At 48.5% G+C, this 14,371-nt stretch carries 13 protein-coding genes; 5 read left to right on the top strand and 8 right to left on the bottom strand.

Annotated elements, in window-relative coordinates:
* Positions 1–40: 40 nt before the first annotated feature.
* The 3 genes from QVE43_RS03225 to QVE43_RS03215 form a co-directional block, all read right to left on the bottom strand.
* The gene (locus QVE43_RS03225) at positions 41–2,941 is read right to left on the bottom strand and encodes a sacsin N-terminal ATP-binding-like domain-containing protein (RefSeq protein ID WP_288004251.1); all 2,901 of its coding nucleotides are present in this window, start codon (positions 2,939–2,941) and stop codon (positions 41–43) included.
* Positions 2,942–3,038: 97 nt separating this feature from the next.
* On the bottom strand, positions 3,039–3,611 hold the full coding sequence (locus tag QVE43_RS03220) for a hypothetical protein (RefSeq protein ID WP_288004808.1): 573 nt from the start codon (positions 3,609–3,611) through the stop codon (positions 3,039–3,041).
* The gene (locus QVE43_RS03215; RefSeq protein ID WP_288004250.1) at positions 3,590–5,020 is read right to left on the bottom strand and encodes a nitrilase-related carbon-nitrogen hydrolase; all 1,431 of its coding nucleotides are present in this window, start codon (positions 5,018–5,020) and stop codon (positions 3,590–3,592) included. Before QVE43_RS03215 ends, QVE43_RS03220 begins: the two co-directional genes overlap by 22 nt.
* A gap of 135 nt (positions 5,021–5,155) precedes the next feature.
* Here QVE43_RS03215 and QVE43_RS03210 point away from each other — a divergent pair, with 135 nt between their 5' ends.
* Together QVE43_RS03210 and QVE43_RS03205 are read left to right on the top strand one after the other, a co-directional pair.
* Entirely contained in the window at positions 5,156–6,364 is a 1,209-nt protein-coding gene (locus tag QVE43_RS03210; protein ID WP_288004249.1) for a lipopolysaccharide assembly protein LapB, read from the top strand.
* A 9-nt stretch (positions 6,365–6,373) separates the two neighbouring features.
* The gene (locus QVE43_RS03205) at positions 6,374–7,225 is read left to right on the top strand and encodes a hypothetical protein (protein ID WP_288004248.1); all 852 of its coding nucleotides are present in this window, start codon (positions 6,374–6,376) and stop codon (positions 7,223–7,225) included.
* Positions 7,226–7,242: 17 nt separating this feature from the next.
* Here QVE43_RS03205 and QVE43_RS03200 read toward each other — a convergent pair whose 3' ends face one another.
* Positions 7,243–7,647, bottom strand: a complete 405-nt coding sequence (locus tag QVE43_RS03200) for a DUF1573 domain-containing protein (protein ID WP_038029112.1) — start codon at positions 7,645–7,647, stop codon at positions 7,243–7,245.
* Between the two features lie 61 nt (positions 7,648–7,708).
* Positions 7,709–8,587, bottom strand: a complete 879-nt coding sequence (locus tag QVE43_RS03195) for a lysophospholipid acyltransferase family protein (RefSeq protein WP_288004247.1) — start codon at positions 8,585–8,587, stop codon at positions 7,709–7,711.
* A 205-nt stretch (positions 8,588–8,792) separates the two neighbouring features.
* Between QVE43_RS03195 and QVE43_RS03190 the strand changes: the two genes are divergently transcribed.
* Entirely contained in the window at positions 8,793–9,329 is a 537-nt protein-coding gene (locus QVE43_RS03190) for an RNA polymerase sigma factor (RefSeq protein WP_288004246.1), read from the top strand.
* A gap of 14 nt (positions 9,330–9,343) precedes the next feature.
* Positions 9,344–10,216 (top strand): hypothetical protein, encoded by an 873-nt coding sequence (locus QVE43_RS03185; RefSeq protein ID WP_288004245.1) that lies wholly within the window; start codon positions 9,344–9,346, stop codon positions 10,214–10,216.
* Between the two features lie 274 nt (positions 10,217–10,490).
* On the opposite strand, the gene QVE43_RS03180 is transcribed toward QVE43_RS03185, so the two are convergent.
* Together QVE43_RS03180 and ychF are read right to left on the bottom strand one after the other, a co-directional pair.
* Complete coding sequence (locus QVE43_RS03180; protein WP_051633045.1) at positions 10,491–11,249, bottom strand: CRISPR-associated endoribonuclease Cas6; 759 nt, start codon at positions 11,247–11,249, stop codon at positions 10,491–10,493.
* A gap of 180 nt (positions 11,250–11,429) precedes the next feature.
* Positions 11,430–12,530 (bottom strand): redox-regulated ATPase YchF, encoded by a 1,101-nt coding sequence (ychF, locus tag QVE43_RS03175; RefSeq protein WP_038029117.1) that lies wholly within the window; start codon positions 12,528–12,530, stop codon positions 11,430–11,432.
* 109 nt (positions 12,531–12,639) lie between these two features.
* Between ychF and metF the strand changes: the two genes are divergently transcribed.
* Positions 12,640–13,593 carry a methylenetetrahydrofolate reductase [NAD(P)H] gene (gene metF, locus QVE43_RS03170; protein WP_288004244.1) on the top strand — a complete coding sequence of 318 codons (954 nt, stop codon included), beginning with the start codon at positions 12,640–12,642 and terminating at the stop codon, positions 13,591–13,593.
* A 314-nt stretch (positions 13,594–13,907) separates the two neighbouring features.
* Here the strand turns inward: metF and QVE43_RS03165 are convergent, their stop codons facing one another.
* Positions 13,908–14,240 carry a hypothetical protein gene (locus tag QVE43_RS03165; protein WP_038029121.1) on the bottom strand — a complete coding sequence of 111 codons (333 nt, stop codon included), beginning with the start codon at positions 14,238–14,240 and terminating at the stop codon, positions 13,908–13,910.
* Between the last annotated feature and the right edge of the window lie 131 nt (positions 14,241–14,371).

Here is a 14,371-nt window from a genome sequence, read left to right as displayed (position 1 = left end):
GTCCCCTTGAAGAACATGCGGCGATGCCTTTGCCTTGCTTTCATAGGCTTGGGGTACAGCAATAAAGCATGTCGGCATGATAATCCCGGATGTATTGTTTTTCAGCGTCATATCCGCTGATATAGTTTAGGTAGCTGCTATCGTGTCTTTGGTGTAGCTGATAGCCACCGGAGACCTCTGCCAAAACAAAATATTGGAACAAGTCTTTTTCCTGATACTCGAGGAGGGTAAAGAGGGTATCGATGATTTCAGCAGGGCATTGACGAAGCTTTTCCCAGCCCCATTCCTCAAATGCCAAAGGTGTGGTGCCAAATGGTTCTCTGAGAAAGCGCAGCATCTGCGGATGCGGCAGGGCTACATTCATACGCTGCGAAACAAAGACATGCAGCTGCTCGTAAGCTTCTTTGCCTTTTTCTTTGTAGAAACAGCTTAGTTGTGCGTTGTAGTAAATTTCGTTTTCACCTCTCAGCGTGCCGTCGTAATCCAAAATGTATGCTTTGTCTGTGTTCTTAAAGTCCGGAAGGTTGGGGATTCTGTTTGCTTGCGCTGCTTCTTCTTTTGCCTGCTTATGGGTTTTTTGGGTGTACTCATAAAGCGCTACGAGCTTGCTGATGGTAGCTTCTGTGTCGTTGCCGGCAGAATCTATGATGCCTTGGGTGATGTCTTCCCAGCGTTCAAAAAGGAGGTGGGTATAAATGTCTTCTGCTTTGTGAAGCAACTCCCTTTTGAAATCAGCGCTGAAAGCATCGGGATGTATTTCAAAAGGCTTCAAAAAATCAGGGGTCTCTTCTGAGGGCAGCAACATTTTCGAAAGAGGCAGGCGCTCGCCCCGCCGGTTTTCAAAGATGGCCTTTTCTCTGAGGTCATCAATTTTGCATAAATTTACTCTTTTAAGCCATAAAACATAGTCTCTCCGCAGGGGTAAGGAGAGGTCACAAATTTTTTTGAGGATGTGTTCGCCATCAAACAGCAGCTCTTTGAGTTCCTTCGGGTTATTTAAATAGGGAAGTGCCGGCGCAATAACAGCCTTGAAGAATTCTGATTCGCTTTCTTGTTCACTTAAAAGTATGCATTTCAAGTTGAGGTCTTTCTTGAACGCTTCCAAACCGGCGTATTCGTGGGGCAGGAGCAGAATATCTGTATTTTTCGACAGGTCATTGAGTGAGTAGAATACATCGTCTTCTGCTTGGTGAAACAAGCTGATTTCGTATAGCTTGTCTCGTAAAGTTTCATTAGAAAAGTCGCTTTTGTTTTTTTTAAATAGCTCTTGCCATAGAATTTTCCGGTTTTGAGGCTTTACGTTTAACTGTATGTTGATTTGTCTTACCTCACCGTGCTCGATAAGGTTAAGTGCATTCCATCGCTCCAACTTTAGTTTGTCAATGGCGTACTTGATAATATGGCTGCCCCGGTGGTACTCCCAAGCAAACCAGTAGTAAGGTCTTCCTTTGCTGTCAGCTGCACCCCATTCGGAAGGGTTTACCTGCAATTGCGTATCTTTGATTTTGACCATCTCACTGCTTTTGACAGTGATTCCCTCAGCGGTAGGTACCCGCTTCTTGATGGCTTCCAACAAGGGGGCATATAAAACAGAATTGTACCACTCGTTTCTTTGCTCTTCGGGGGGCTCGGAAAGTAAGATGGACAAAAAGATGGCACGGTAGCGCTCGTAACCTTCCTCCGTTTGGGTGAGTTGGTCCATGCGTTTCTCCAGCATATCGGCGAATGCAGGCAAAAGATGCCGGTTCACGTGGTCGTTTTGCATCTTGCGCCGGTTGGCTTCCATGCCGAAGGCGTCGGAATGCAGAATGAAAGCAAATTTGTTGGTTTCATCCCCCATGGGGAAGAACTTGTAAAAGTTGGGGCTTTGTTTGATGTAATCTACCTTGCTTTTGTCTTCATATTCCTCTTGCTTATGATAGCCGAAAGCAATGTGTATGTCACACTCTTTCGATTCGGGTTCAATTTCCCGGAAAAGCGCCTCGTCTGTTTTAATGGTAAAATGCTCGGTGAGAATCTCTTTCCTGTGCAGGTAACACTCGTTGATGCGTATATTTTCCAGTTTCTTCAAGAAGTTCATGGAGTATTCCATGCCAATGCGCAGGTCTTCTTCGTTACGCTGTAAAAGCTCATGTTTGTTTTCGCCCAAATCGATAAAGAACAGACTGCCTTGGCTGAAGGGGCTGAAGTCAAGCCTGTATTGCCGGGTGACCTCCTGCAAGGCAGCGCACATCTGTGCATACTCTTCATGGCTAAAAGGCGTAAGGTCTTCGTAGTTGAGGTTTTTTACCGTTTCGCCAACGCCTGCGGGGAAGTTGGTCAAAAGAATTTTTGTCAGCAGAGGATAATCCGCAAAAGTACCGGCTAAGTTATCTGCCGTCTGCTCTTCGGCAAATTGGACTTCCTCTCCGTTTATGAGGCTTTGCAGTTGCTCCGGGCGGTGCCAGCTGAACAAAACAGGTCCTTTGTATTTCTCCAGCAGCTCGTGGTTGCCGTCGCCTTTGCCCACCAGGCGGTGCACCAGCTTGAAGCCGATGCCGAAGCGTCCAATCTTATCGCACCGCTCTTTTTTGGTGCTTTGGGCTATGTTTAAGATAGAGCGAAGCCCTTCGAAGTTGAAAGGCTCGCCGTTGTTCAGCACAATGAAATAGCGCTCGTTGTAAAATGCCCAGAAATGGGTGGACTGGGCATCTACCGCATTTTGAGCGAATTCATAAAAGGCCTGCTCGTCTTCGGCTATTTTCAACAAAGAAGGCAGGTAGGTGCGTATGTCTTCTTTGTCGCCATGATACATTTTAAAAAAACCGAAGGTCTTTCTGCCTTTCCCGGGTAGCCGGATGACGGTACCTACAAAGTGCTCATCGATGCGTTCGGCATCTGGCTCCTCTTCTATTCTTTCACGATAATAAGTGCGAAAAGAGCGGAGATTAACGGTTTTCATAGTAGCTTATGGTTATGTTTCTAAAAGTTGTTTAACTGCGAAAACGGAATGCATGGGCGGGCGCCCCCGCCGCTTTGCCCAGAGGGCGCATCAAAAATTATTCCAGTTCGTCCAATGCCCGCAGTTCCTCTTCAAAGCCACCCGAGAGTATGGGGAAGCGGCACCATGTTTTGGGGTCGAGGTTGGCGTCGTCCAGATGAAAAGAGGGGGCGTAGCGTTCGCGCTTCCACTGGTTGCGGCACCACAAGCGGAAAAACTTCTTTACCCATGCTTTGATGGTGCCGGCGTCATATTGCGGGTATTTTTCGCGCAGCAGCAGGTAGCAATCTGCCGGGGCGCGCTTGTCGCGGATGGCGGCCTCTTCTATGTCGTCCAGTACCTCATAAGGCATCAAGTCGGCTTCGTCGGTCTGTTTGCTGCCGGGTGGACGCAGCTCCGCCGTGGGCTGCTGCTCGTTCACATAGCGCAGGGCAGGAATGCGGTAGCGCCCGCCCAAGCCTTCGGTTTCCATCCAACGCAGCCAGCGCCGCAAATAGGCTTTGTCTATGCCTGCAATGGGGCTGAGTCCCCCGGCGGTGTCGCCGTCCATCGTGGCATAACCTACGGCTGCTTCCGAGCGGTTGCTGGTTGCCAACAGCAGCGCATTTTTCAGGTTGGCAAGCATCCAGATACTTGGTGCGCGCCCGCGTGCCTGTATGTTTTGCAGGGTGAGGTCGTCTTGCTCCCAAGTGAGGGGGCGCCCGATGCTGCGGCTGATAAGCGTCTATGTATTGCTGAATGATGGCATCTACATCCAGAGTGATGATACTCGGCGTGGATGGCTTTTGCCAGCTCTTCGGCAGCGCGGCGTGTGGTTTCGGAGCTGTTGCGTGTGGCTTGGTAAGCCACCGTAATCATCTTGTGTGCGATTTCATCGGCGCTTTGGCAGTCTTGTATTTCCTTAAAATAAGCAAGCTTTTGTTTGAAGCCTTCCAAGCCCAGCTGTTGAATGCCCTCATCAATGAGCATACGGCAGAGTACGCTGATGGCCGAGGAGTCGGCACCGCCACTCAGCGAAATCACAAAACCACGGGAGCGGCTCTTGCGCATGTAGTCAAACAGACCGAGCATCATGGCGCGCGCAAACTCTTCTTCTTTGAGGAAGGGACTGTGTTCCCAGCCCGCTTCTTGGGGGTGCCATGCTTCGGGGCGAATGGCAGGGAACTGAAAATCTACTTCCACCACATGTCCAAAGTCCTTATCTATGGCAAATTGGGTTTGCATTTGCACCTGCGCCAAACGCGAAAGCTCCACGTCTATTACTGCCGAGGTGACATTGTAATCTTCAAAAGTGAGCCGTTTGCCCACGGCAACCAGCTGTCCGTTGCAAGCAATGATGCCGCCGCCATCGTAAATAGCCCGGCCGGCTTCGTTGCCCAGCAGGTTGCTATACACATAAGTGACCCCGAAGGCACGTGAGCCATCCAAGATGAAGCGCTTGCGCACTTCGAGCTTGCCGAAAGCAAAATGGCTGGCGCTGGGATTCAGAATCACGTCGATGCCGTGCAAATACAATTGGCGCCCCGGGCGGTTGGCAACCCAAGCCTCTTCGCATATTTCAAAACCTATTTTTACATCACCTACCCGGAAGTAAATATCGCCTACTTTGTAGTCTTTGCCTTCGATGCGCACGGTGGTGTAGCCCTCTTGTGTCCAGGGGGTAAACCAACGGGGCTCGTAATGAATGCCATTGCCTGCCAGGAATTTTTTTGCGACGAAGCCGGCAATGTTGCCATCTACCAGCAAGCAAGCACAGTTGAAAGCTTTGTTTTGCACCAGCAGGGGCAAACCTACCGACACCACCATGCCGCGCGTATGGGGGCGCAAAGCCAGCAGGTATTTAAGCGATTGCCGGAAGGTATTGGGCGCAAAGAAAGCATCCTCGCAGCCATAGCCCGAAATGCACAGTTCGGGCAGGCAAAGCAAACTGACGCCCTGTGCGCGTGCCTGCTCTATGGCACCCACAATCCGTTGAAAATTACCTCCCCAGTCCAGCGGCGTTTGATTTACGACGCCCGCACCTACTTTTATCAGTTTCATAAAAAATAAAGTTTAATTGCCGGTGTTTTTTTACAATAAAATAAATGTACGAATTTTGATTAAGTAAAAACAAACCACTGCACCATGAAAATATATGACTGTTGTGCGCCTCTTTTACCTAAGTTCGAAAAATATATGAGAACGCTGATTCTTGGGAGTTGTTTGTGGTTGCTGACTGCTTGTGTTGCCGGCAAACTATATGCACAGGAGCTGCCTCCGGCAGAAGCCGCCCGCCTCGACACCGGCTTGATTTATGACCCTTTGCTACAGACCGAACTTTCCGATCTTATCGATTACACCTACAATTACGACTTTGCCAAGGCAGAAAAAGAGTGGAAGTGGTTGCACTACCGTTATCGTAACCATCCGTTGCCCTATCTGGTCAAGGGCTTGATGGTTTGGTGGAAGATGATGCCCAACATTGACAAGTACCGCTACGATGACGAACTGCTCGACGCCTTGGATAAAGCCATCGAGCTGGCAGAAGAACGCCTCAAGCAGGAGCCCGGCAACCCGGAATATCAGTTTTATTTGGCGGCAGCTTATGGCTACAAAGGGCGGCTATATGCCGAGCGTGAGTCTTGGGTAAAGGCAGCATGGAACGGTAAACAGGCTATCAAATACTTGCGGCGTGAGAAGGAGGTGACTTCTTTGAGTGTGGAGTTTATTTTTGGGGACGGCCTGTACAACTACTACTCGGTATGGATACCTGAAAATTATCCTTCTTTGCGTCCGTTGCTCGTTTTTTTTGAAAAGGGCGATAAACAAAAAGGCATTGAGCAGCTCGAAGAAGTCGCACGCAATGCTTTTTATACCCGCATAGAAGCCTATTATTTCTTAATACGCATCTATGCCCTTGAAGAAAACCAGCCCCACAAAGCTACCCGTTATGCCCGCTATCTGTATGAGCACTATCCTAACAATCCTTACTTTCACCGTTTTTATACCATGCTTTTGTTTTTGCAAGGGCACCTGCAGGAAATGGAACAGCCCGCACAAGAACTGCTGCGACGCGTGGAAGACGGCTGGCCCGGCTATGAAGAAATCAGCGGACGCTATGCAACCTATTTTTTAGGCTACAAAGCGCAGCATTATGAATACAATATGCGGCGGGCCGTTGAGTTTTACCAAAAAACCATCGCTTATGCCGAAGCTATAGAAGCTTATGACTCAGGCTATTATCAGGCGGCATTGCAAGAAGTAGCCCAATGGGCTGAAAGCCAAAAAAACTATAAATTGGCAAAGGCTTGTTATGCCAAGCTTGCCAAATATGGCAATGAACGGAAAAAGCGGCGCGAGGCGCGCAAAAAAGGCAGAAAACTGCGTAAGATAGAAGAAGATTAAAACAAATGCATGATGAAGCATCTGAGCACGATATTTTTTATCTGGCTGTTGTTGGCTGCCTGTGAAAGCAAACAAGAGACCGGGAACCGGAAGGAATCAGGCAGCAATTCCCGGGAGACCACTTCGCAAGAAGTGAACATGCCTGAAAGAGTAGAACTTCCCGCAGAGGCGCCCCCCAATGAAATATTGAAAGTAGAAGCCTACAGCCAACGCTATGAACACGGGCGGTGCGAGGGTGGTGCACCCTGTCTGGTGCTTGAGTTGTCGCTGCCTTCGCTCATCTGCTCGCAACGTGCCGTGGGCGAGCTGCTCAACCACCATATCCGGCAGTATCCGGCAGAGCACTTAAGCCGCCGGCTGCATGCATCCGGCACAGACATTACCCGGCTATTGCCTTCGCTTTACAATACTTTGTTGGCTAAGGGAAACACTCCGCCTGTTGAAGTGTACATTGGTGCAGAAATTACCTACACCAGCCGCCAGGTGTTGTGTGTGGGTTACTCTTTGTTAGACGGCGTGCATTATTTGATGCTGAACATGCAAGACGGGCACCGCATGGAACGCAGCGAATGGCTGGTAAAAAACCAAGAAAATGCCCTGCGGCAGCTGCTGGCAGAAGAGCTGCGCAAAATGTACAATCTTAAACCGGCAGAGCCGCTTTCAAAGGCAGGTTTCCGCTTTGAAGGACAGTTGCCGCCTTTGCCGGCTCAAATGGGATACGCTTCGCTCTCCGGCGGTAGTGGACAGGAAGAGTACTTGGTTGCTTTCTATTCCTATAATGACGGGGCTACGGAGCAAACCGGTACGCCTGAAATAAAAATCCCCTTCAGCAAGCTGAAAGGGATTTTGAAACTTATGTAAGTGCTTCGTTCTTTGTGTTACTGCTCGTTGGCAACCACTGTGCCGCGAATGGTCAGATAAATGGTAGCCCCTTCGCTGGTGGTTACTGTGATGGTCTTGGTGAATGCGCCCATGCGGGCAGCGTTATAGCTTACCTTTACCACGCCGCTTTTCTTGGGTGCTACCGGATCTTTGGTGTAGAAAGGAGTGGTACATCCACAACTGGTCTTTACGCTTACAATTTGCACCGGCTGGTTCGAGGTGTTTTTGAATTTGAATTCATATACCGCCGGCACATTCTGCGGAATCTCACCGAAGTTGTGTTCTGTCTTTTCAAATTTCAAGGCGCTCTCTTGATTGGTATTTGACGCCTGGCTTTGTGCTTGCGCAAATAAAACGCCTGCAAACAAAGCGAAAAAGAGTAAAAATGCCTTCTTATACATGGACTCTTCTTGTTTATGGTGAAACATGCTTTACAAACTTACAACAAAGAACTTACAAAAACTATTCCATAGAACTTGTGCGTGTCATCTCTGCCGGTGGCGACAGCTTCCAACGTTTATGAGACCACAGCCAGTTGTCTGCTTGCCGTTGCAGGCTATCTTCCAACGCCTTGGCATAGGCTTGTGTGATGCTTGATGCAGCTTCTGCATCATAGGGCGGCTGGCTCAATGTGCTGAATTCCAAGCGGTAATATCCTCGTTTCTCGCGATAGCTGATGCCCAGCATTACCGGGCTTTGCAGCTTGGTAGCCAACTTGGCACCCCCGTTGAAGAAAGCCACCGGTTCATTAAAAAACGACACCCATTCAAAAGAAGAGTCGCGGCGTGGGCTTTGGTCAGCCAATAATGCCAAGATGACAGGCTCGCGACGCAGCATCAAGGCTTTACGAAAAACCTGCTTCATTTCAATGCCTTGTGCCCCGAAACGGCTGCGCAAACGCAGCATCAAACGGTCGAAAAAAGGATTGCTCAGCTGTTGATATACAAAATAGACAGCCGTGCCGGGCAAGTGCAGCTGAACGGCATGTTGCAGCCACTCCCAATTGCCTTGATGAGTGGTGAGAATAACCACCGGGCGCTGCATACGTAAGCCTTCCCGCAGGACTTCTATGTTTTGAATATGCACCCGGTTGAGAATATCCGTTTCCTTCATCTGCAGCAACTTCAGTGTTTCCACCAATATATCGCTTAGGTTGCGGTAAAAACGCTTGCTTAAGCGGTGAATATCTGCCTCGCTCAATTCGGGAAATGCCCGGCGCAGGTTGCTTTTTACAACCTCTACCCGGTAGCGCAACACCCGGAATGCAACGAAGCACATCAGGTCGGACAGACCATACAGAACACGCCAAGGAAGTAAAGAAAGCAGCTTGAAAAACCACATAGAAGTTTTGATTTTATTGAACGGAGCGCTAAATTACTCAATTATGCCCACACCAAAGAAGCATCCGGATATGAACAAGGACCCTCTTTACCGTGCACGCTCATCGCCTGCCTCTTCTATTTTAAGAATACTTTTTGCTAAAGCATACATGAATGTTTACCTTTCTTAAAGGAAGGAGTATGTACAACCAAATGCACGCTTTTAAATGAAAGATGAAGAGATTCTCAGACGTTTAAAAAATGGCGATGAATCTGCGCTTCAATATCTGTATAAGAAGCATTACCGTATGATGTTGCGCTTGGTCACCAAAAACAGTGGCACCGAAGAAGAAGCACGTGATATTTTTCAAGAGGCGCTTATTGTCTTGTGGCAGAAAGTGCGCAGTGGTGACTTTGTGCTTACATCCAAGCTGAGCACTTTTCTGTACAGTGTGTGCCAAAACCTGTGGCGCAAAGAGCTGGAGCGCAAGCGGCGTCTGAGCAGTGAAGAGAAAGACGACATAGTAGAGCAAAATTGGGAAGAAAAAGAGCGTGTAGAGTTGGTGCGTCAGTGCCTTGCCCAATTAGGCGAAACTTGCCAAAAGGTGCTTACCTTTTACTACTTCGACCGGATGAATATGAAAGAAATAGCCGAGCAGCTGGGCTTTGCTTCAGCTGATGTGGCAAAGTCTAAAAAATATAAATGTATGCAAGAGCTGGAGCGCATCGTGCGTGCCAACTTTAAAAAAAGTGACTTAATCTAAATCTACGCCCTACCATGAACATTCAGCGGCAAGAACAAATTGATGCTTACCTGCAAGGAAATTTAAGTGCAGAAGAAAGAACACACTTCGAACAACAGCTAAAAAGCGATCATACACTACGCGAAGAAGTAGAAATGCACCGCCTGATGGTGGAGGCCATCTGTGCAGAGCGTAAGGCTTCGCTGAAGCATCTGCTCGACAATACGCCGGTGCCTCACGGTCCTACTTTCGACTTTGGTGCAGCGCAGTGGTGGCGTTGGGGAGCAGGGGCTATTGCTTTGGGTGGTGCCGTTTGGTTGGTTGTGTGGTTGAACCGGGAGGCTGCCCGCCCGGTAAACAATACGGCGCCCGCTGCTGTTGAGGCGCCTGTCAGCAAGCCGGAGTCGCCCATGGCAGAGGAGCAAACTACAGAAATGGAAAAAGTGCCGCCGGCAGTAGAACAAGCTACACCCCGTACAATGCAGACAGAGACCAAGCAGGAGGAAGTGAAGCCGTTGCCCTCACCACAAGTGCAGCCCAATAAGCAAAAACAGCCTAAACAAGAGCAAGAAGTAACCATATCCGGAACAAAGCCAACAGTCAATGACGAAACCACGGCAAACCACCTGCCCGCCGGGCAACCGCTTACTACCGCAGACCAGGCCTTGCGCGATTTTGAGAAAAGTCTTTTCTACCAGTACAACAACCGTGTATTGGTGCTTTTCAAAGAAGTAGATTACCGCTTGTTACAAGGCATAAATTTGGGTGATGGAGCAAAAGATTATATCTTTGTAAACGGCCATTTTTACGAATTAAAAGAAACCGGCGAGGCCATAGAAAACTTTGAAAACTGCCGGATAACCGACTCATTGAAAGTTCAAATGCTAAAAAGATATTTAAACCCTTAACTAACTGATGAGTTTTAAGTTAAGTCAAACAAAAACCACCCGTTTCGGGTGGCTTTTTGTTTTTTGGCGGCTATGAATGTGTGGCGTACGGTTTGAGCTTCCCTTTTTGTCATTTTGCTCTTCCCCCTTGCCATTTCGAGCGCAAGCGAGGAATCTCTTTTGCTTCTTGTAGCTTAGTGCTGTGGGGTTTTTCACTACGCTTGCGCTTCGTTCGAGATGACAGGCTGCACCTACGCCCCGTTCGAAATGGCAGCTTTGGTTTGCCTTCCCCCATTTAATGAATATCGATGCGGTGTTTGGGCATGGGACCGGAAGCCAAATCAAGCATGCCGTATCCGAGGTGAGGCAGTGCGCCCAAGCCGGTCAGCATGATAAAGCGCTTGAGCAGGGGGTGGGCATACAAGGTAAAAGGAAAGCTGTAACCGCGCACGTCTGAGTGGCTTTTACCTTGAGTTACCTCGTAGAGGCGTGCATACTTTTTGTCTTGCGCAGCCAAGCGTTGCAAATAGCCTTCGTCGGGCACCACCTGAAAACGATAGAACTCGTTGAGGGTGGCTTCGTCGTAAAGCCCCGATGCCTCGGCTCGCAGGATGGTGGACTCATATACCAAATCGGAAAACAGGTTGTCGGCAGGTGATATCAAGCGTTTGGCATTGTAAGCATCTGCCCGCGGGTCAATAAGCACCAAGGGCGATAGGCAAAGCATCTTTGATTCGAAGGGCAGTTCCGGTACCACCTCTTCTTCTACATATTCCGGTTTGAGCCACAGACTGCCGATACGCACCTTAGGTTGGGCAAATAACACTTTCAGCAGTTTTTGCACAAATGCAGGCGAAAGCGCCGCAAATACCAAGGTGACATGCTTGGATTGGTACAACAGCCCATTTTTCTGTATTTTGATTTGCCCTTTCAGGCTCGAAAAGTGGTAGTGCAAATAATGTGCGTCTTCGGGAGGAAGCTGCTGTCGCAAGAACTCAATCATCTGCGCTATCAGCGGCTGATGGTGAAAAGGCACGATGGCTTTCCCGAGCATTGAAAAAATGATTCTTACACGCATATGTAAAAAAATATCAGTAAAAACGACTGTTGTTTAAAACGGCCTAAAAGCCGGCAATGTTTTCTCTTTCGTTTGAATATTCATAAAAAATAAAAAAAGAAGGCATAGCTGCAAAAAAATATGCCTTCTTTACCATGATAAATAAGCAAAAATGCCTTACACATTGAAGCGGAAGTGCATGATGTCGCCGTCTTCTACCACATAGTCTTTGCCTTCTATTGACAACTTGCCGGCTTCTTTGCAGGCTGCTTCACTTTTGTATTTCACAAAGTCGTCGAACTTGATGACTTCGGCACGAATGAAACCACGCTCAAAGTCGGAGTGAATGACACCGGCTGCCTGGGGGGCTTTCCATCCCCGGCGTATGGTCCATGCGCGCACTTCTTTCTCGCCGGCGGTGAAGTAGGTAATCAGGTCAAGCAGGCGATAGGCGGTGCGTATGACACGGTGCAAGCCCGGCTCTTTCAATCCGTACTCTTCCAAAAACATTTTGCGTTCTTCGGGGTCTTGCAATTCGGCAATCTGGGCTTCAAGAGCAGCGCAAATCACTACTACTTCGGCATTTTCATGAGCTACAGACTCTTTGAGGGCTTCCACAAATTCATTCGTGCCTGCTGCAAGGCTGTCTTCATCTACATTGGCAACATACATCACCGGCTTGGCAGTGAGCAGCTGCAGTTCTTTCATTAAATACTGAAAGTTGTCGTCAATGCTAAGAGAGCGGATATTTTTGCCGCTTTCGAGCGTGCTTTTGAGCAGGGCAAGCACTTCCATTTCTTCTTTGGCTTTTTTGTCGCCCGACTTGGCCACACGCTCGGTCTTGGCTATGCGTTTCTCTACGGTTTCAAGGTCTTTGAGCTGCAGCTCGGTGTCTATGACTTCTTTGTCGCCTACGGGGTCCACTTTGCCATGCACATGCACAATGTTGGGGTCGTCGAAACAACGCACCACGTGGGCAATGGCATCCACTTCGCGAATGTTGGCTAAAAACTGGTTGCCCAAGCCTTCGCCCTTGCTGGCACCTTTTACCAAGCCGGCAATGTCCACAAATTCGATGATGGTAGGCACCACGCGCTGCGGCTTCACCAATTCGGCGAGGGTGTCGAGCCGGGGGTCCGGTACTGTAATGATGCCCACATTGGGCTCTATGGTGCAGAAGGGGTAGTTGGCTGCTTCTGCTTTGTTGTTGGCTAAGGCATTGAATAAGGTGGATTTCCCTACATTAGGTAAGCCTACGATTCCACATTGTAATCCCATGAGTCTTGGCTTTTAAAAATTTTGATTTTCTTTGAAAAGGAGCACAAATATAGTGAATTCGACACAGCCTTGTATTTTTGTTTTTCATCTTTAAATAATCGACACAGCTATGAAAATTGTAGAGTACTTGCGCAATACTGACAAAACACTGTTTTCGTTTGAGGTGCTGCCGCCCATGAAAGGGCAAAGCATTCAAGGTCTGTTCAATACTTTGGACCAGCTGATGGAGTTCCGGCCCAAGTTTGTCAATGTGACTTATCACCGGGAGGAGTTTGTATATAAAAAGCGCCCCGATGGTCTGTTGGAGCGCAAGACCATTCGTAAGCGCCCCGGTACGGTAGGTATTTGTGCAGCCATTTTGCATCGCTATGGGGTAGAGCCGGTGCCCCATCTGATTTGCGGCGGTTTCACCAAAGAAGAAACCGAAAATGCATTGATTGATTTGCACTATCTGGGCATACACAATATTTTGGTGTTGCGTGGCGATCCCATTCCCACAGAAAAAGTATTTACGCCCGAGCCGGGCGGGCACCGCTATGCCGTGGAGCTGCTCGAGCAGGTGGTCAATATGAATCACGGTATTTATTTGGAGGAGGAAATAGAAAACGCCGTGCCTACTGACTTTTGCATTGGTGTGGCAGGCTATCCCGAAAAACACTACGAAGCCCCCAACCTGCAGTGCGACTTGCGCTATTTGAAAATGAAGGTCGATAAAGGGGCTGACTATATCGTTACACAGATGTTTTTTGACAATCGCAAGTATTTCGAGTTTGTGGAGAAGTGCCGTGCCATGGGCATTCATGTGCCCATCGTGCCCGGCTTGAAGCCTTTGACTTCCAAAAGGCAGTTGACCATGATACCGCGGGTATTTCATGTGGAACTGCCCGAAGAGTTGGTGAAAGAAGTAGAGAAGTGCGAAACCGATGCACAAGTAAAAGAAGTAGGGGTGGAGTGGTGTATTGCACAATCCAAAGAGCTGATGCAACACAAAGTGCCTTGTCTGCATTACTATTCCATGAGTAAAGCAGACTCGGTGCGCAAAGTGGCAGAAGCGCTTTTTTAGGGAAATAAGAGGCGTGCCGAACGGAGCGCAAAGCGAAGCATGTCATTTTGAACAAAGCGCAAGCGTAGTGCGGAAATCTCACCAAACCCAACTTCTCTTTTGTTATGTCGAGCGGAACGGAGTGGAGTGAGCCATCTTTTCAAGACAAGCAACAAGAAGCGAAAAGAGGTTTCTCGTCTGCGCTCGAACAGAGAGAACCGACAAGACAAAGGACGAGGGTATTTACCCTCTTGTCAGCTCAAGCAAAGCACAGGAAAGAACAAAAAAAAGGCGGGTTGGAAAGCCCGCCTTTGCTTTTATGAATATGCGCAGCTTTATGATTGCTTGTCTTCTTTGTTTTGGTTTTCTTCTGCTTGATTGCTGCTCTGATTTTTTTGAATGGTAATGTATTGGCGGTAGAAGTCTGCCGGGTTCATAGGCGCATAAAGCTTCTCACGGATTTTCTTGGCACGTGCAGCGCCATCGGCCGGGTCGGGGTAGTCGAGCAATGCTTGACGCGGTTCACCGTCGGGGTCACCATAAACATAAGGGTCACCGGCACGGCGGTCGGTCAAGGTTTCCGGATCGGAGTTGTTATATTGGTCCAAGTTGCAAGCTTGTAAACCAAGTGCAAGTATCAGTACAAACAACCAGCGTAGATTTTGCATAACTGTTTACGTTTTCGTTTTTGCGTGTAAAGGTAGAAAAAAAAATTGAAGGTGAAAACCGGAAAAAGGTCTTTTCCTGTCTATAAAAGAAACGGGGCGCTTGTTTACTTTCGAGGGTGCTTGTAATGATG

It is taken from the genome of Thermonema sp., assembly GCF_026003375.1.
Taxonomy (GTDB): Bacteria; Bacteroidota; Bacteroidia; order Cytophagales; family Thermonemataceae; genus Thermonema; species Thermonema rossianum.
Note: the sequence above shows the minus strand (reverse complement) of the source record. Positions and strands in the feature narration are given on the sequence as shown.